Source organism: Candidatus Bathyarchaeota archaeon, assembly GCA_026014725.1.
In the GTDB taxonomy this organism is placed as follows: Archaea; Thermoproteota; Bathyarchaeia; order Bathyarchaeales; family Bathycorpusculaceae; genus Bathycorpusculum.
The window spans coordinates 83568-100530 of the sequence record JAOZHV010000001.1; the positions used below are offsets into that span (position 1 = coordinate 83568).

At 43.5% G+C, this 16963-nt stretch carries 18 protein-coding genes; 7 read left to right on the forward strand and 11 right to left on the reverse strand.

What is annotated here, in order from left to right; genetic code table 11:
- Positions 1 to 86: 86 nt before the first annotated feature.
- Together rpiA and NWE95_00515 are read right to left on the reverse strand one after the other, a co-directional pair.
- Complete coding sequence (gene rpiA, locus NWE95_00510; GenBank protein ID MCW4002382.1) at positions 87 to 839, reverse strand: ribose-5-phosphate isomerase RpiA; 753 nt, start codon at positions 837 to 839, stop codon at positions 87 to 89.
- The gene (locus NWE95_00515; protein ID MCW4002383.1) at positions 793 to 1539 is read right to left on the reverse strand and encodes a hypothetical protein; all 747 of its coding nucleotides are present in this window, start codon (positions 1537 to 1539) and stop codon (positions 793 to 795) included. The genes rpiA and NWE95_00515 overlap by 47 nt, the downstream gene beginning before the upstream one ends.
- A gap of 469 nt (positions 1540 to 2008) precedes the next feature.
- Here NWE95_00515 and NWE95_00520 point away from each other — a divergent pair, with 469 nt between their 5' ends.
- The 5 genes from NWE95_00520 (at position 2009) to NWE95_00540 (ending at position 7168) form a co-directional block, all read left to right on the forward strand.
- Complete coding sequence (locus tag NWE95_00520; protein MCW4002384.1) at positions 2009 to 2413, forward strand: hypothetical protein; 405 nt, start codon at positions 2009 to 2011, stop codon at positions 2411 to 2413.
- Entirely contained in the window at positions 2382 to 5477 is a 3096-nt protein-coding gene (locus NWE95_00525; protein ID MCW4002385.1) for a PAS domain S-box protein, read from the forward strand. The genes NWE95_00520 and NWE95_00525 overlap by 32 nt, the downstream gene beginning before the upstream one ends.
- Positions 5453 to 5923: a response regulator gene (locus NWE95_00530; GenBank protein MCW4002386.1), complete on the forward strand. Its 471-nt coding sequence runs from the start codon at positions 5453 to 5455 to the stop codon at positions 5921 to 5923. The genes NWE95_00525 and NWE95_00530 overlap by 25 nt, the downstream gene beginning before the upstream one ends.
- Before the next feature lie 188 nt (positions 5924 to 6111).
- On the forward strand, positions 6112 to 6330 hold the full coding sequence (locus NWE95_00535) for a hypothetical protein (protein MCW4002387.1): 219 nt from the start codon (positions 6112 to 6114) through the stop codon (positions 6328 to 6330).
- Between the two features lie 121 nt (positions 6331 to 6451).
- Positions 6452 to 7168 (forward strand): hypothetical protein, encoded by a 717-nt coding sequence (locus NWE95_00540; GenBank protein ID MCW4002388.1) that lies wholly within the window; start codon positions 6452 to 6454, stop codon positions 7166 to 7168.
- A 6-nt stretch (positions 7169 to 7174) separates the two neighbouring features.
- Here the strand turns inward: NWE95_00540 and NWE95_00545 are convergent, their stop codons facing one another.
- From NWE95_00545 to NWE95_00585, 9 genes are all read right to left on the reverse strand, one after another.
- A complete protein-coding gene (locus NWE95_00545; protein ID MCW4002389.1) occupies positions 7175 to 8176 on the reverse strand; it encodes a hypothetical protein in 1002 nt (333 codons plus the stop codon).
- Between the two features lie 77 nt (positions 8177 to 8253).
- A complete protein-coding gene (locus NWE95_00550; protein MCW4002390.1) occupies positions 8254 to 8484 on the reverse strand; it encodes a DNA-directed RNA polymerase subunit N in 231 nt (76 codons plus the stop codon).
- Between the two features lie 14 nt (positions 8485 to 8498).
- Positions 8499 to 8909, reverse strand: a complete 411-nt coding sequence (locus NWE95_00555) for a 30S ribosomal protein S9 (protein ID MCW4002391.1) — start codon at positions 8907 to 8909, stop codon at positions 8499 to 8501.
- Between the two features lie 2 nt (positions 8910 to 8911).
- A complete protein-coding gene (gene rplM, locus NWE95_00560) occupies positions 8912 to 9358 on the reverse strand; it encodes a 50S ribosomal protein L13 (GenBank protein MCW4002392.1) in 447 nt (148 codons plus the stop codon).
- A gap of 5 nt (positions 9359 to 9363) precedes the next feature.
- Entirely contained in the window at positions 9364 to 9726 is a 363-nt protein-coding gene (locus NWE95_00565; GenBank protein MCW4002393.1) for a 50S ribosomal protein L18e, read from the reverse strand.
- A complete protein-coding gene (locus tag NWE95_00570) occupies positions 9723 to 10541 on the reverse strand; it encodes a DNA-directed RNA polymerase subunit D (protein MCW4002394.1) in 819 nt (272 codons plus the stop codon). Before NWE95_00570 ends, NWE95_00565 begins: the two co-directional genes overlap by 4 nt.
- 102 nt (positions 10542 to 10643) lie before the next feature.
- Positions 10644 to 11051 (reverse strand): 30S ribosomal protein S11, encoded by a 408-nt coding sequence (locus NWE95_00575; protein ID MCW4002395.1) that lies wholly within the window; start codon positions 11049 to 11051, stop codon positions 10644 to 10646.
- Positions 11048 to 11638 carry a 30S ribosomal protein S4 gene (locus NWE95_00580; GenBank protein MCW4002396.1) on the reverse strand — a complete coding sequence of 197 codons (591 nt, stop codon included), beginning with the start codon at positions 11636 to 11638 and terminating at the stop codon, positions 11048 to 11050. Before NWE95_00580 ends, NWE95_00575 begins: the two co-directional genes overlap by 4 nt.
- 2 nt (positions 11639 to 11640) lie before the next feature.
- Positions 11641 to 12129 carry a 30S ribosomal protein S13 gene (locus NWE95_00585; GenBank protein ID MCW4002397.1) on the reverse strand — a complete coding sequence of 163 codons (489 nt, stop codon included), beginning with the start codon at positions 12127 to 12129 and terminating at the stop codon, positions 11641 to 11643.
- Between the two features lie 343 nt (positions 12130 to 12472).
- On the opposite strand from NWE95_00585, the gene NWE95_00590 reads away from it, so the two are divergent.
- Positions 12473 to 14947, forward strand: a complete 2475-nt coding sequence (locus NWE95_00590; protein MCW4002398.1) for a hypothetical protein — start codon at positions 12473 to 12475, stop codon at positions 14945 to 14947.
- Positions 14948 to 15222: 275 nt separating this feature from the next.
- Positions 15223 to 16963: PQQ-like beta-propeller repeat protein (locus tag NWE95_00595; protein ID MCW4002399.1), on the forward strand; the 1741-nt coding region annotated here is incomplete at its 3' end.

Consider the following 16963-nt stretch of genomic DNA (forward strand, 5'->3'; position numbering starts at 1 on the left):
ATAGTGTCTACCCGCAAAGCAACAAACCCCGACCAACTCAGCTTCTATATATAGGGGGCTATAGAAAAAAATCGCAAATAAGCCGTCTACTGCCCTCTTACCCGCTCAAGCTTCTTCACACCAGAAGCAGAACCAACATAAACAACATCAGTCAACCCAACAAACAACCCAGTCTCAACAACACCCGCAATCATCTTCAACGAAGCCGCCAACCCCGCAGGATCAGCAATCTCACCAAAACAACAATCCAAAACAAAATTCCCATTATCCGAAACCACAGGACCAAGCTTCCCACTACCCACACGCAAAACAACCCCACCACCCAACTCCTCAATCTTCCGCTTAACAAGCGAAACCGCAAACGGCAAAACCTCAACAGGCACCACCTGACCACCCTCACCCAACACACGAACACACTTACTCTCATCAGCAACAATCACATTAAACCGCGACGCAACAGCAACAATCTTCTCCCGCACCAAAGCCGCACCCATACCCTTAATCAAACACAAATCAGGCGCAACCTGATCAGCACCATCAATCACAACATCAACCACAGGACGCTCATCCAAACTCGTAACAGGAACACCACACTCAACAGCCAACAAAAACGCCTGATAAGAAGTCGGAACACCAAAAACACGCAACCCCTCACGCCTCACACGCTCACCCAACGCCTCAACCGCAAAAGCCGCCGTACTCCCACTCCCCAAACCCACAACAAAACCATCCTTCACACAACCAACCGCCTCCAAAGCAGCCAACCGCTTAGCAACCTGCAACTGATTCCCCTCAACCTTCAACTTCCATCTGCCCCAACCTATCCAAAACTTTTTCAACCTCACTCCTGATAGATTCTATCCGCCTTTCAGCCTCAGTTTTCTGAGTCGGCTTTTCAACTACCGCCTTGCGCTTCTTTTTGGCTTTCTCCTCACCCATAATTTCCGCCGGCTCTTCTCCCTCTTCAACCTCCTCTTCCTCCTCACTCTCAACCTGCACCTGCGCCTGCACCGGCAACTTAACAGGAACCTCCCGAATAGGCTTCACATCAATCTTAGACCGCAACTCCTCCACTTTGCTCGTTAATTCCCCAAACCGTTCACTAAAAAGCTTCATCAAATCCTCCTGCATCCCCTCAAGCTCGTGCAAAGCAATAATATTCTCATCCTTAGCAATCGACTCTTTGATAGCATTCATCCTAACCTTATAAGACGCCGCAAGCCTTTCCCGCTCCTGCTCAGTAATCTTACCCTCAGCATGCGCCTCATACAACCGCCTAATCGCATCACCCAAAATCTCACGCTCCAACTCCAAAATACGCAACTCATCCCTAGCACTTGAAGCCATAGTAGTCTGAACACTTTTAGAAATTTTAAACGGAACATGAGGAAACATCAACAATTGATCAGGTTGAGTCTGCTGCAACTTTGGCGGCTTGGGTTTACTGTTCCTGCGCATGACAAAGATAACCGTGCCCGAAGCGATGATTGCCACTAAAACTATTATTAAAATTATCGCAGGATCATCGTACCAAACCATTCAAGGGGTCCTCTTGTGTATCTTGATTGCGTACCATGTATATATTAATTTTATATAATTGGTTTGTCCTGTTTTTCCAAAGTTCCCATTAATAAATAGTGAGCCAGAGTTTGTCTGTGACATGTTAGGACGATGAAAAACAGTTTTTTGATAAATGCAGTTTATAGCACACACTTCAACATGCTTTAGACAGAAAAAACCCTACAGGTTTTAAAATAGAACCACTAATAGGCTCCAACCAGTAAGCAACCTGCCAAAACACGCGCTAACTATACTACCCTGTTTGCATGCCTACGCGCGATGCCAAAAAACCTTAAAACAAACCGCAATTGAAGGCATGAATCGGCAGTAAGTACTACAAATTCATAAGCCTTTACTTACTTTTCACCCTTTTTTCATAGTTACAAACCAAAAGTGTGCAGTAGCAAGCGGCAATGAAGGAAAATATCCACGTTAGTGTGATTCACGGTTGAAGAAAAGAACAAACGGAAAGAAATTTGACCAAATTTTCCTCGAATCCATAGACGAAGCCCTTTCAGTTCTTGGAGAAAAAGCGAAAAAATCCATCTATTACCATCTAAGTAATGAATTTTTAATTCCAAAGCGTGATATCCCAAGTAGAGTTAATGATTTTTCCAGCGCCATCGAACAAATTTTCGGTGAAGCTGCCCAATACATTGAGATTTTGATTATGAAGTGTCTTCATAAGAAAGTTAAGGGCACGTATGAGTGGGATGGTCCGAAGTGGCTTGTTCCCGATTTGACGTTTGTTAAGTATGTAAATCTGATGAGAATTTCGTATGAAGACAGCGAACTAGCAGACGATGTAGAGGTGATTTTGGATGTCGGAGAGCAAGTCGAGCAACGACTCTAACGATTCTATGTCGGTGCTGGCAAATCTTATTCCTGATCCAGTCGTCATATTAGACGAGGAAGGAAAAATTGTTGTTGCAAACAGCTTACTGGAAAAAATGTCTGGATATAATAAGGAACAATTAATTGGAAAGACTGTCTCTATCCTCGACTTTATCTCTGGAGAAAACAAAGTACTTTTAGAAAAGAACCACAAAAAAAGATCTACAGGTTTCAACGTTTCGCCTTACCAAGTAAAAATGACGGCTAAAAATGGAGACACAAGATATTTAGAATTAAGAGGCAACCACATAATAAACAACCAAGGGAAAGAGTTAGACATAATACTTTTTCATGATGTCACAAACGAACAAGATATAAAAAATAAACTTCAATGTCTATTCGAAAGCAAAGAGACATTTGAGTCCATAATTAACGCTATTAAAGAAGCAATAATTTTAGTTGATGACGAAGCAAGAGTAACGCACTGGAACCCTGCTGCCGAGAAGATGTTTGGCTACACCAGCCAAGAAGCTGTCGGTAAATCTGTGCATAGACTTGTTTTGCCCAAAACGATGTGTAAAGAGGCCAAGGCACGCATTGATTCAAGCGTAAAAACTTTCGCTGAAACGGGCACAGGATATTTTACAGTAGCCAATGTCCAATTAACAGGTCGCCGTAAGGATGGCAGCGAATTCCCAGCTGAATTGTCGATCTCCCCAGTAAAGCTTGGTGAGAAATGGGGTTGCATCGGAGTAGTAAAAGACATCACTCAGAGAAAGCAATATGAACAAAATTTAAGAGAAGCAGAGCAACGTTATCATGCACTCTTTAATCAAGCACCCGTAGGTGTCCTAGTCGTAGATCCCTTGACTGCTGCATGCGTTGAGTTTAATGACGTTGCCCACACACAACTAGGTTATACAAGAGAAGAATTCACTTCAAAGAAAATTTTTGACCTTGAAGCTAGAGAAACGCCTCAAGAAACAATAGCTCATTTAAATGGAATGGTAATGAGTGGAGGAGACGAGTTTGAAACTCTTCATAAAACAAAAAACGGCGAAATCCGAAATGTAATTGTTATCTCACGCCCATTTCAATCGGCAGATAAAACTTTTCTGCATGCGATTTTTTATGATATTACAAAAAGCAAAAAAGCAGAAAACGCTTTGAGGGAAAGCGAAGCCAAGTACCGCCAACTAGTTGAACTTGCACAAGAGGGCATTTGGGCTATCGATAATGATTTTGTCACCGTCTTTGTCAATCCGCGGATGGCACAGATACTTGGATACAAAGAAAGCGAAATGATTGGAAAATCACTTTTCGATTTTGTAGATATGAGTATGGTAGCAAGAATTAGAGGGGTATTAACCCACTACACACGTCCAGATATGAAAGGACAGCATGATTACGCGTTCCCTCATAAAGCCGGAGGCCGTGTTGATACAACTGTAAATTTATCCGTAATAACGGACGACAAAAATCAAAAAAGGGGAATACTAGCAGTTGTATCAGATATAACACAGCGAAAACGGATAGAAAAAGAACTAAAAGAAAGCGAAGAGCGGTTCCGCGCTATCAGCACCTCGGCAATCGATGCCATTATCTTGAGTGACGCCAAAGATCGCGTGCTATATTGGAACCCCGCGGCAGAGAAAACGTTCGGCTTTTCATCGAAAGAAGCACTAGGTAAGAAACTAGCCGAACTAGTTATTCCACCTAGCGCACATAAAAAACATGAGCAGTTACTTTCAAGATTAAGCAAAGTTCAGTTGTCGAGGCGGCATTTCGGGTTAACAGCACTAAGAAAAGACGGAAGCACATTCCCAATGGATCTATCGATGGTCTCAGTGAGACTAAAAGATAAAAACTGCTTACTAACGATTGTTCGAGATATCACCGAGCGAAAAGAAATGGAAGAAGCAGTAAGACGCGAACGGGATATGCTTGAGAGCGTGGCGGCGAGTAATGATGCTGCCTTATCTATTGTTAACCGTGATTACCGTATTATTTGGGCAAATAAAAGGTCAAAACAAGTCACAGGTTGCAACGATATCGAAAACAAACACTGCTTCGCTGCATTTAGCAACAGTTCTCATGTCTGCCCAGGATGTGGTGTCAAAAAAGTCTTTGAAGAAGGCGTCAGCGTAGATAGACATGATTATCATGGGCACTTGGGTAATCAAGACTACTGGCTGGAACTCATTGCCACTCCAATCAAGGACAAGGATGGAAACGTCGTTGCCGCATTGGAGGTTGCCATGGATATAACGGAGAGAAAAAACCTGCAAAATAAGTTGGCAGAATACTCTCAAAAACTCGAGGACATTGTACAAAAAAGAACTGAGCAACTTAAGCAGACACAAGCAGAACTAGTCAAATCAGAGCGGCTTGCGGCCATAGGCGAATTAGCAGGAATGATAGGACACGACCTACGCAACCCTTTAACAGGAATCAAAAATGCAGTCTATTACCTTCAGAAAAAAGGCAGTTCAGCTCCTGAAACTCAAATTAACGAAATGCTTCAAAGCATCAATAAATGCGTGAACTATTCAAACAAAGTCATTAACGATTTATTGGATTATTCAAGGGACATTCATATTGAACCACAAGAATGTTCAGCCAGACAATTAATGGTTGAAGCGTTAGCTATGCTTGAAATCCCTGAGAATATACAAGTCGCAAACAACCTTCCAGATAATCCTCGCTTAAGGGCTGACCCTGAAAAAATACAACGCGTCTTCGTAAATCTGACTAAGAATGCTATTGACGCTTTACCTCATGGAGGTCAAATACGTATAGACAGCAAAACAATAGATAGTAGCATACAGATTTCCTTCTCGGATAACGGAATAGGCATTAGAGAGGAAATTTTGCCAAAGCTTTTCTCCCCGTTGTTTACCACAAAAGCGCAAGGTATGGGTTTTGGGTTAGCGATATGCAAACGAATCATAGAAGCACACGGAGGAACCATATCGGTTAACACGGTAAAAGACAAAGGAACCACCTTTGTCCTCACTTTACCACTAGAGCAAACAACACAAATGGGAGGTGAAATTATATGGACACCAATCACAGAATCTTAATTGTTGATGATGATGACACAATACGGAAAACTTTGAAGGCTATTCTTGAAGACGAAGGATACACTGTGGATCTGGCAGCGACGGGACAAGAAGCGATTCAAAAAACAGAGGAAAACCCATACGACATAGCACTCTTAGACATTCGGTTACCCGATATGGAAGGTGTTGAACTGCTAAAACTAATAAAAGACAACGTTCCGAAGACCCGCAAAATAATGTTAACAGGATATCCATCAATGCAGAATGCTATAGCCGCTCTAAACAAGGATGCTGATGCATACTTGGTTAAACCAGTGGATGTCGAAAAACTTCTAAGCACAATAAAAGATCAACTAGAGTTACGGGAGAATGAACGACACTTTAGCGAGGAAAAGATAGCTGATTTCATTGAGAGCAGAGTCAAAGAAATGTCAACAACTAAACCTAAGAAACCGCAGTACTACTAACAACTCCCGATATACCCCTTTATTTTCTTACTCAGCTTTTAATCAAACAAGCCAAGCTACCTCTGAAGCAAACAATCCATTGACATACGGCATTATCTTCTATGTACAATCAACATTATCTTTAACAAAATTTGGACAATATATTAATATTGCACGCATCCCCAAACACTAAGAGAAGTGTGTCAGTCATGAGTTTTGGAAACAGCCTGAAAATGTTCAGCGGCATTCAACAAGCGTTAATCTTAGCCTTGATGATGGTTTCTGTCTTTTCACTTTTCTACTTTGACATCGACATCACATACAAGATAGGCATTGCAGTCTTCGCTTTCACAATAATTTTCTTGATGACGTTGGCAACTCAGATTCTAAATCAACAAAAAGAAGAAAGCAAACAGGCACAACGATAAAAGACCGTGTGAAACACTATAATTCGTCTTCACTTTCACTAACCCCTCCCCTACAGCGCAGCGTCGTTTTAATGATGCCTTAAAAAGGAAAAGTCAGCGCTATTGGGTTCAGTGAAAAAAGATGCAACAAACCTTACTAGAGGTACAACCTGCACGGGCACAATCACTACTCTCCTTAAACATGCCCAGTGTCGACAATCTTTTTCCAGGTTTTGCACTAGGCGATTTTGCAGTCCTCTACGGGTCGCCATCAGTCACTTCATTTACTTCGCAATTATGCATTAGGGCACAGTTACCAGTTCAACTTGGCGGCTTAGACAGCAACGTTATTTTCATAGATTGCAAAAATACATTTGCACCCAACAACATCGCCCGTCTAGCCCAACTAAACAACATAAACCCAATTAAGGCGCGTAAACGTATCTTCAACTTCGGTGCATTCACAGCCTATCAACTAACTTCACTCATAATAGAAAAACTCGAGAAAAAAATAATCACATACAACGCAAAACTCGTAATCATCTCGGACATCACAAGTCTATTCTTGGACGACAATATCTCAAAAGAAGAAGCCCAAAGAGTCTACAGCCAAATAGTTAACTGCCTCTCAAACTTAGCCAAAAAACACCAAATAATAGTGGTTGCAACTCACCTTCCTCATGAAGACAGCATAAGAAACTTGGCACTTAGAGAAATAACTTCAGCCAAAGCGACTACTGTCTTATCCTACTTCAAAACACTGTACACCCAAGAATTAAACCTAGAGAAGCATCCAACGTACATTTTAGGCACTGCTGAACCACCATCTGAAAACATGACATTAACAAGCTTCATGTAAAGAGTCTTAAATTTTTTCATAGAATCTTTTGAATATTCTAGCCACAGATAAAGCCAGCCATAACTTCTCACTTGTAACGCCAACTTTTTCTTTTGCACCCTGCGCATAGTCCATTTTCCATAAGCCGTTAGGCAATTGATTTTCAACGAGCCAACGCAACGCTTCTTTGACATCCGTATCATCCTTAGAATACCCAATTAACGAGAGAGAATCAAGAGAAGTAACGATATTTGTCCACCAAAAACGAAACCTAACCCAGTAGCGGGCATCCTGATAAGACGCGTAAACGTCAGGTTGGAAGAAGCGCGACTTAAGCAAATCAGCGGCTCTACGAGCAACTTTAGAGCAGCGGTATGTTGGGTGAGCAGCGAAAGCTCGTAGAACCATGTCTGTACAGTTGTGCGAGAATGGCTTTGACTTGTCGAGTACAAGCGGTTCTGCATAGGTGCTTGTTATGTTAAGCCATGTCTGTCGGTCAAGCTTATGGGTTAAGATGGGAATTGTCCATCCACCATCGTTCTGTCGCATGGATAGAAGCCAATCAAACGCTTTTTTGACTCTATCATCGTTTTCATATCCTGCCTTGATAAGAGTGGCAAGTATCGCGCCAGTGTAGTAGGTGGCATACTGGTTTGCCAGCATACCTCTGAAGTCGCCCTCGTCTGTCTGGCATGAAAACAAAAATTCAGCTGCACGCCGTGACCCTTCATGTTCCTTAGTAACCTCATAGTGCTCAACTAATAAGCGGTAAACCTTCCACGTCTCAACTAACTTGTAATGATATTTTGGAAAATTCACTGTTTTCTTGCCCGTGTGCTTCCATGTTCCATCAGGTTGCTGTTTTTGAAAGGTTTTTTGGACTTCGGGCAACTGCCAAACATAATCTATCGGTTCTACTGTTTCATCGAGTAGGTTACGTTTGGTGAAATATTCTATGGCTTTGTTGCCTGAAGACAGCAAAACGGGTATGGGGTCAACTTTTAGGGGCGATAGCCATTTTTGGAGCATTAGATTTCAAAGTGAAAATGTTGTGTACACTTTATTTAATTAACGATAAAAACCTAAAGGGGCAAAAAATTAGAAGCTCAGTAAAAGTTACGTGCTTCTTTGCGTTTCTCAGCTTCTTCATAAAAGCGGAGAACTTCATCGATGATTTCAACGTTTGAGAGCAACATGCGTCTGCAACAGTACCGCTTCAAACCCAAGCTGTCAAGAACATCACTTGCGTTCTCGCCTGTCTTGATGCGCCGTGTGAATTCGTCCCATCGGTCTCCAACCAACTTGCCGCAGGTGAAGCATCTTACGGGAATAATCACTTGTTTTTTTCACCTTACCTGTAACTTTTCTGTTCCTTTGCTCGTGCACCAGCCCCACCGAACTTTTTGGTTTCTTTTGCTCGGGAGTCGCCAGCAATCATGGTTCGGTCATACTCACTAAAGACTGTGCGAAGGTGACTGCTCTTTGTCCATTTCAAGAGAGCATTCGCGATAGCCATACGGGCGGCTTCTGCCTGTCCCATGTATCCTCCACCACTGGTCTTAACATCTATGTCAATTTGCTGCCAAACATCCCCACCTGCTTGCAACAGAGGCTCCATGATTTTTGCACGGGCAATATCTGGTTCAACAATTTCAACAGGAGTCAAGTTTATTCGTACTTTGCCAACGCCTTGTTTCACTATGGCACGGGCAACTGCGGTTTTTCGCTTTCCACTAACAACTAAAACTTTCTTCGCGGGCATAATTACTCCATCCTATTATTCCATCCAATTTCTTTGGCCAACTCTTCAAGAGTAAAGTGTGGACCTTTAAGGTCTGTTGATTGGGCATCACCAAAGGTTATCATCGGCTGACCTTTAAATTCAACCGGCACACCCATGAATACCTTAAGCCGTTTGTAAGCATTTTTGCCCTTAGGCTGCTTAAACGGAAGCATACCACGCATGGTTTTACGCAGGAAACGGTCCGGTCGTCGATAATGAAATGGACCACGCTCGGGCGCGCCTACTTCTAAAAATTCTTTGGCTTCTGACACTTTGCTTTTCTTTTTGCCAGAAAACACAGCTTTTTCAGCATTAAGAATGATTACTTCTTCGCCGTTTAGCAATAATTTGGCGACTTTACTGCACATCCTGCCAACGATTAAGCCTTCAGCGTTTACCAGAGTTATTTGAGATTTTGTTGTTTGCATACCATTCACCGAATAATTTTAACATTTGAACCCTTTGGGTTCTGCTCCAAAAGTTCAGGAATTGAAAGATACTTGGCCTTAGCAGCCTCAAGTTTTTCTTTCGCTTTGCCAGAGGCATCAAAGGATGCCACAGTCACGGCATGGCTCAGGTTGCCTGAAGCCAAGATTTTCCCTGGAACCACCACTACGTCAGCTTTTTTTGTGTTCCTGTTTATTGTACTCAGATTGACGGCGGCGCGTTGACTACGCGGTTTAGCTAAGTAGTCAGCTACATCCAGCCAGATGGCTGCTTGTTTTTCTCTACTTTCCTTCTTTAATAGATTGATAAGTTCAATTAGTTGCGGGTTTGTTGTTTTAGTTTCTCTCATTGTTGCTCAGCCTTTATTTGTTCTTCAAACTCGTCTAGTTGTTTGCCTAGCAGTTTTGTCGCTTCTTTGAGCACACGCTCAGGAGTAAGCGCACCTGTAGATTCAATGCTCATGATAAAAGCGTTCTTCTCCCACTCAATCTTTAGCGGCGAGGGCTTTTGTGGGCAAGCGTCAACACAGTCCATGCAAAGATTACAAGCCAAAAGATCTTGAACAACAACTTTTTGATCTTTGATACTTAGAACTTTCTTGGGACAAATGTCAGCGCATTTGGAGCAATCTTCACATTTTTCTGTCGGTGCAGTAATCTTGGGATAATATTTGTATGCGCACATAGAAACGGGCTGCCACTTTGCATGTGTCTTGCCTCTTCCAAGCCTGGCGTAAGCTTCAAGTTTAAGTTTCTGGTTCTTGGCCAGTTTGATTATCGGTATTTTATCAGATACTGGAAGAATCTCTGGGTTCTCTGAAACAATTTCCCCTGAATAAACGGTTCTTGTTCCATCCTTTGCCTCAGCATCCAATGTGAGTGTTACTCTGCATTGGGGACAACCGAATTCGCTTTTGCATTCACATTCTTCAGGCAGATTATAAGTATCTAAATCTGTTTTGAGCGGAGTAAGCCCAAGCCTGTGAGCAATGATTTCATCCTGCAGAATTGAAGAGTTTTCTATCATTACAACTTCTTCAATTGCCATACAAGGAACCTCAGCAAGCGCTAAACGACGCAAAGCGTTCATTAAAGGCACGTCCGCATCTCTGACGATTATGCGGAGGTTTGTATCGGTTTTTTCCAAGATTTCTATCTTCAACACTTGCTGACACTCCAATAAGTTACTATAATGGCTGTGCGGTCAATAGGAAATATCGGTGCATTATTTCAATTTTTCTGTCAATATGAAACGGAAGATGACAGTTTAGACGCGTCTTCCTCTTCTTCCGCCAGGTCTTCTGGTGCCGTCATGTGGAATTGGTGTGACTTCTTCGATGCGTTCTATGCGGAAACCAAACCTGGCAAGAGCGCGGATGGCTGCTTGTGCGCCTGGTCCCGGAGTTCTGGGTCCACTGCCTCCTGGAGCGCGAACTTTGATGTGGATGGCTGTGATTCCTTTGTCTCTTGCTACTTCTGCCGCGGCGGTTGCTGCACGCATAGCTGCGTATGGTGAGGATTCCATGCGGTCGGCTTTGACGAACATTCCGCCTGTGGTTCGGGCGATTGTTTCTGCGCCTGAAATATCGGTGATGTGGATTAATGTGTTGTTGTAGGAACTGTATATGTGAACGATTCCCCATCTATCATTTCGTTTACTACTGGCAGTGCTCAGAACTTGCCGCCTCCTCTTCCGCCTCTTCGGCCTCTACCAGGCGCTCTAATTTCAGGTTGTTTAGCTACAACCGTTAAACCGACACGCAGTGGGTGTTCTTGGTTTGCGACCACGCTTTCAGGAGAGTAAACAACTTTGGCTTCTTCATCTTTTTGCACTATGTAGCCAGGGATTGTTACTCTGCGGTTATCGATGGTTATATGCCCATGAGTGATTAGTTGGCGTGATTGGAAGATTGTTCTTGCTAAACCTTTACGGAATACGATTGTTTGTAGTCTGCGTTCCAGAATGTCTTCGAGTGTTAAGTCTAAAACGTTGTCTAATACAGCGGTTTCTTGAAGAATTCCGCGCTTTTTTAGTTGCGCAAGAAGTTCGTTTTCCATTTTTGCTCGTTCTTCAGGTGTTTTGCTGATGAGTGAACGAGCAATACCTCTGGCCTTAGAAAGTGTGGTTTTATGACGCCAGAGTTCATGCTTGTTTCTCAAGCCGTATTGACCTAGAAGTTTGAGTTCTTCTTGGAGAATATCTTTGCGCCAACGGAAACGTGGCGTATCGAATTTCTTACGTTGCTTCTTTGGGTCTCCCATATTTATTTGCCTCCTTCAGCTGGTGCAGCGCCTGGCTTTTGCATAAGGGCCTTCTTCTTGACACCCAAGGCTTTGCCTGCTCTCCCAGTGGTCTTTGTTCGTTGACCACGTACTTTCAGGCTGTATGCATGGCGGTATCCTCGCCAAGACCTAATTTCTTTGGCTTGATCGATATCGGTTTTATTCTTTAATGCGAGGTCAGCACTTAAAAGGTGAGAATCTTTGCCAGTTTCTGTATCTTTTCGGCGGTTAAAAAGCCAAGTTGGTATGTTGTATTTTGCTGGTTCCCTAATAACGTCTTCTATTTTTGCGACGTCTGAATCTGTTAAGTATCCTACTCGTAAGTCAGGGTTTATTCCTGCCTTTTTGAGGACTGCGTTTGAGAGACTGGAGCTTATCCCTTTGATTTGCCCTACAGCGTAAAAAGTCTTAAGGGTACCTGGAACGTCTGTACCCATGATACGAAGTATATGGCGATATTCCTGTGACATGCTAAATTTTCATCCGTTTTTTAACTTGAAGCATATACGAAATGAGTCAGTGTTTATTTAAACCTTCCTTTACAAAAATAGACACCGATTGAAACTTTGGAGTTCTATATTACATTTTTCAAGTTATGTAGAGACAAACGCTTTTCCACCTTATTATCATGCCCTTTAGCACATGGAAGTTAAATTGTCAAGCATAATTTACCTCTATTAAGACGATTATACCGCTTTGTACGATGCCAAAACAGCCATTTACACAAAACTTATTAACGAACTTAGCGAGCCTTATGATAGGGCAGTCAATTTTTGTATAAATTGGTTGCCTTAAAAAGACAGGAGAATAGAAATGCTACAGTTAAATAGCAAAGCGAAGCAAGCAATTGCGATTTTACTGCTCATTTCATTTGTTGTATCTATTGCCGCTATGATACCAACTACAAACGCACAAACGTCAACTAAAAAAACCTACGCGTTCATCGGTGCAACACCAAACCCCGTTGGAGTCAACCAAGAAGTTCTACTCCATCTCGGAATTTCTGAAGCTACTTCCGGAACATATGCTCAATGGAAAGGATTAACAGTCACCGTTACTAAACCTGACGGCACCACTCAAACTCTTGGACCTTACAACACTGACGCAACAGGTGGTACAGGCACAATTTTTGTACCGACTATGGAAGGAACCTACAAATTCCAGTCACATTTCCCTGCTCAGGAAATGGGAATGCCATTTGGCGCTCCAGGTACAATATATTACCTTGCCAGCGATAGCCCAGTAATTGAACTAGTAGTTCAAGCAGAACCAATACAATACCACCCAGGCTTTCCATTACCAACCGAGTACTGGACACGCCCAATAAACGCACAATTCTTTGAGTGGGCATCAATCGGAGGTAACTGGCTCTATCCAGCTGGAAGCTATACAATGCCACCCATCCATAAATTACACGAAGGTAACGAAGAAGCACCCGAAACAGCCCACATACTATGGACAAAACAATACGCGCCAGGAGGACTAACTGGAGGAGACCTTGGAAACTACCAATATGAAATGGGAGATGCTTACGTAGGAAAATTCTTGGGCTCAGTAATCATTGATGGTGTACTATACTACAATGCTTACCAAGCACAAGGAGGCACAGCCGTCGAACAGAATGTTATTGCAGTTGATCTTAAAACTGGTGAAGAATTATGGGTGAAAAACTGGAACAACAGCAGATTATCATTCGGTCAAGTGTTCTTCTGGGATGGTTTCAACTATCACGGCGCTTTCGCATACTTAATCACTGAAGCCAGCGGTACGTGGAATGCGTATGATGCTCTCACTGGTCGATGGGTATGGCGAATAAACAACGTTCCTTCAGGCTTCAACCTATATGGACCTAAAGGCGAAATCTACAGATACACAGTTAACACAGCAAACGGTTGGATGACCCTATGGAATTCATCCAGAGCCTTAAATCCACAAAACACTGGTTCAGTGGGTGACGGCAGCTGGGACGTCATTGGAGGCACGTATAACGGCAACAGAGGCATAGAATGGAACAAGACGATAGAAAAAGGCTTACCTGGCAGTGTCGCGGCCTACTCATTTAACAATATGATATTTGGATCCACATCTATGGCTTTCCCTGGCGCATCTGGTCCCACAATCACTAGTTGGGCAATCAGCACAAAGATAGGCGATGAAGGACGAACCATCTTCAAGAAAACGTGGAATACAGCAAACCCAGACGGCAACATAACATGGGTCTTTTGTGATACAGCATGGGATGACGATGTCTTCATTATATCAGCAAAAGAAACAATTGACTACTATGGCTTCAGCTTAAAGACAGGAGAGTTACTCTGGAAGACAGAACCTGAAAGCTACTTAGCATTCTATGACAAATGGTACGGTCCAGCTTTAGGTTATGGTAAATTCTACACTGGTCGAATGACTGGAGTAGTAACTTGCTACGACTTAAAGACAGGACAAAAACTATGGGCATATAACGTTACAGATAAATACGGCGAAATCTTGTGGAGCAAAAACTTCCCAATCGAATACCACTTCCTCACTGATGGAAAAATCTATCTATCCTACGGCGAACACTCACCAATCAACCCAACTGGACGCGGTGCACCATTCGTCTGCCTTAATGCAACAACCGGCGAAGAAATATGGACATTAAGTTGGGAAGCAAACTGGTGGGGCGGACACGCAATTATCGGCGATAACGTAATCGCTGGATTCAACGGATACGACAACCGCATATACGCTATCGGAAGAGGTCCAAGTTCTACCACAGTTGCAGCATCACCAAAAGTTTCAACACACGGCAGTACCGTTCTTGTTGAAGGCTTTGTGATGGATATATCTCCAGGCACAAGCAAATATGCATTGACAGCAAGATTCCCCAACGGAGTCCCAGCAGTATCTGACAGCAGCATGACTGATTGGATGCAATATGTACACATGCAGTATCCACGCCCAACCGATGTTACTGGTGTTGACGTGACAATCAGCGTGATTGATCCCAACGGCAACGTCTATGATGTTGGTACAGCAACAAGTGATGCACGAGGCTTCTACAGTTGCGTATTCGAACCAGAAGTCCCAGGCAAATACACCATATTGGCATCATTCGCAGGAACCAAAGGATACTATGGTTCGTTTGCTGAAACAGCCATAAACGTCGAAGAAGCACCGCAAGCTACAGAGCAACCAATTGTTGAAGAAAAACAATCCATGGCTGACATGTATTTCATTCCAGCAGTGATCGCTATTATTGTTGCAATCGCTATTGCCACAGTACTGATATTGAGGAAGAAACCATAAGAAATTAAGCATTACCTCAAAACAATCTTCCCTTTTTTAGTTTTTGCAGTAAATTTTTCTGTAGCAAACGTGGAGAATCCTGCGCTCAAGCGTTGAAAATTCAACATGACAGTACTGATTAATTAAATTTTTTAAGATTCAAATATACTGAAATCTGAAATTATTCGAACATGCACTTGCTCAACTTGGCTAACGCTTTGGCAAGCGAGACCTTGCAAATATTTATAAAGATAAAACATCAAACATGGACTTACAAATTTAGGGAGAAAAGAAAAATGCAAAACAAGAAACTTTTGATTGCGTTAGCTCTAGCAGTAATCTTAACCGTTCCAATAATAATGGAGGCTTCTAAATTAACAGTGCAAGCACTAGACGTACCTGTATACCTCAAAATCCACGCTGAACCCGACCCCGTAGGCAAAGGACAAACAGTATTCATCAGCCTATTCTTCACAAAACCAATACCCAGCGGAGTCTACCAGCAACTAACCGTAAACCTCATCAAACCCAACGGGCAAAACGAAACATTCGGACCATACACAGCAGACACCACAGGCGGAGTAGGCGGAATAGAATACACACCAACAGAAACCGGCAACTACACAGTCCAAGGCTTCTACCCAGGACAAACAATACGCGTCTCAAACGTCGACTACAAAATACTAGCCACACAAAGCGAACCAGAAACCTTCACAGTACAAGAAGAAGCAATACCAGGCTTCCCATACGTGCCGTTGCCAACAGAGTACTGGTCACGCCCAATATACTCAACAAACTTCGCGTGGGCAGCACTAGGCGGCAACTGGTGGGGACTCTACAAGCCATCATTCACTGACACCGGCGGATACGACGCAACAGGCAACAACTTCAACCCATACACGACGGCGCCAAACTCACCCCACATTATGTGGGTCAAACCAATGGCGCTTGGCGGACAACCAGGACTACCCATCAGCGGCGACCAAGAAAGCCAATACACCTCAACCTCAATCCTCTACCGCCAATTCGAACCAGTCATCCTAAACGGCGTCATATACTACAAACGCTACACCAACACGCCAACCACTGAAACCAGCGTTGAAACACCAGGCTGGGAAGCACTAGATTTGCGCACAGGAAAAACCATCTGGAAAAAAGACACCAAAAACACACTAAACTTTGGCTTTCTAATGCAGTTCCACACGATTCAAGAGTACGGAACCCAAGGCTTTCTCATGGGAAGCTGGAACTCAAGCGGATTGTTCGCTACTGGCCCAGCCACAAACGTCTGGGGCCTCTACGACCCAGTAACCGGCTACTTCATAGCAAACATAACCGGCGTACCAAGCACAACCGCCGCAGGACTAGTCGACAGCAATGACGACAATACGCAAGGAGCAGTCCTAATCCACCGGGTTGCTAGCGGCAACCTGTCAATGTGGAACTCAACAAGGTGCTTGATGACCAGTCCATCCGCTGCCACTATACGCCCATCAGGCAACATCCCCTACTCAAGAGGTATACAGTGGGAAAAACCAATAGCAACAACCCTTGGCGGCAACACAATCACTCCCGCACTGGGCATCGCTGGAAGAACACTAGAAGTAGTGCTCCTAAGCTCTTATCCAGCTGCACTTGCAACATTCAGCACTCAATTTGGCGAAGCATACGCTGTTGACGCAGGATACGACGCAATGACAGGCAACTTGCTTTGGGGACCCATAAACCGCACCTTGCCACGCTTCCATGAAGTGCCCATTGTGGCAACAGGCGGCGACTACTTTGTCCGACACGACAAAGACACCAACGAAGCATACGGCTACTCGCTAACAACCGGCAAGCAACTTTGGGGACCAGTCAAACTCCCAGGAACCGGACTTAGCACACTATCACGCGGCGCAGCAATCGCATATGACAAAGTCTACATCTGGGACTTCGGAGGCTACGTCAGCGCTATCGACCTGGCAACAGGAAAAATAGCATGGACGCTTGAGCCAAGATCAGCCGGATACGACACACCCTATGGCATCTACCCGT

Bases quoted from the DNA above. Each gene is read 5' to 3' on its own strand.
- NWE95_00515 (MCW4002383.1), bottom strand. From the start codon at position 1,539: ATGGTTTGGTACGATGATCCTGCGATAATTTTAATAATAGTTTTAGTG.
- NWE95_00525 (MCW4002385.1), top strand. From the start codon at position 2,382: ATGTCGGAGAGCAAGTCGAGCAACGACTCTAACGATTCTATGTCGGTG.
- NWE95_00530 (MCW4002386.1), top strand. From the start codon at position 5,453: ATGGACACCAATCACAGAATCTTAATTGTTGATGATGATGACACAATA.
- NWE95_00535 (MCW4002387.1), top strand. From the start codon at position 6,112: ATGAGTTTTGGAAACAGCCTGAAAATGTTCAGCGGCATTCAACAAGCG.
- NWE95_00540 (MCW4002388.1), top strand. From the start codon at position 6,452: ATGCAACAAACCTTACTAGAGGTACAACCTGCACGGGCACAATCACTA.
- NWE95_00545 (MCW4002389.1), bottom strand. From the start codon at position 8,176: ATGCTCCAAAAATGGCTATCGCCCCTAAAAGTTGACCCCATACCCGTT.
- NWE95_00555 (MCW4002391.1), bottom strand. From the start codon at position 8,909: ATGCCCGCGAAGAAAGTTTTAGTTGTTAGTGGAAAGCGAAAAACCGCA.
- rplM (MCW4002392.1), bottom strand. From the start codon at position 9,358: ATGCAAACAACAAAATCTCAAATAACTCTGGTAAACGCTGAAGGCTTA.
- NWE95_00565 (MCW4002393.1), bottom strand. From the start codon at position 9,726: ATGAGAGAAACTAAAACAACAAACCCGCAACTAATTGAACTTATCAAT.
- NWE95_00580 (MCW4002396.1), bottom strand. From the start codon at position 11,638: ATGGGAGACCCAAAGAAGCAACGTAAGAAATTCGATACGCCACGTTTC.
- NWE95_00585 (MCW4002397.1), bottom strand. From the start codon at position 12,129: ATGTCACAGGAATATCGCCATATACTTCGTATCATGGGTACAGACGTT.
- NWE95_00590 (MCW4002398.1), top strand. From the start codon at position 12,473: ATGCTACAGTTAAATAGCAAAGCGAAGCAAGCAATTGCGATTTTACTG.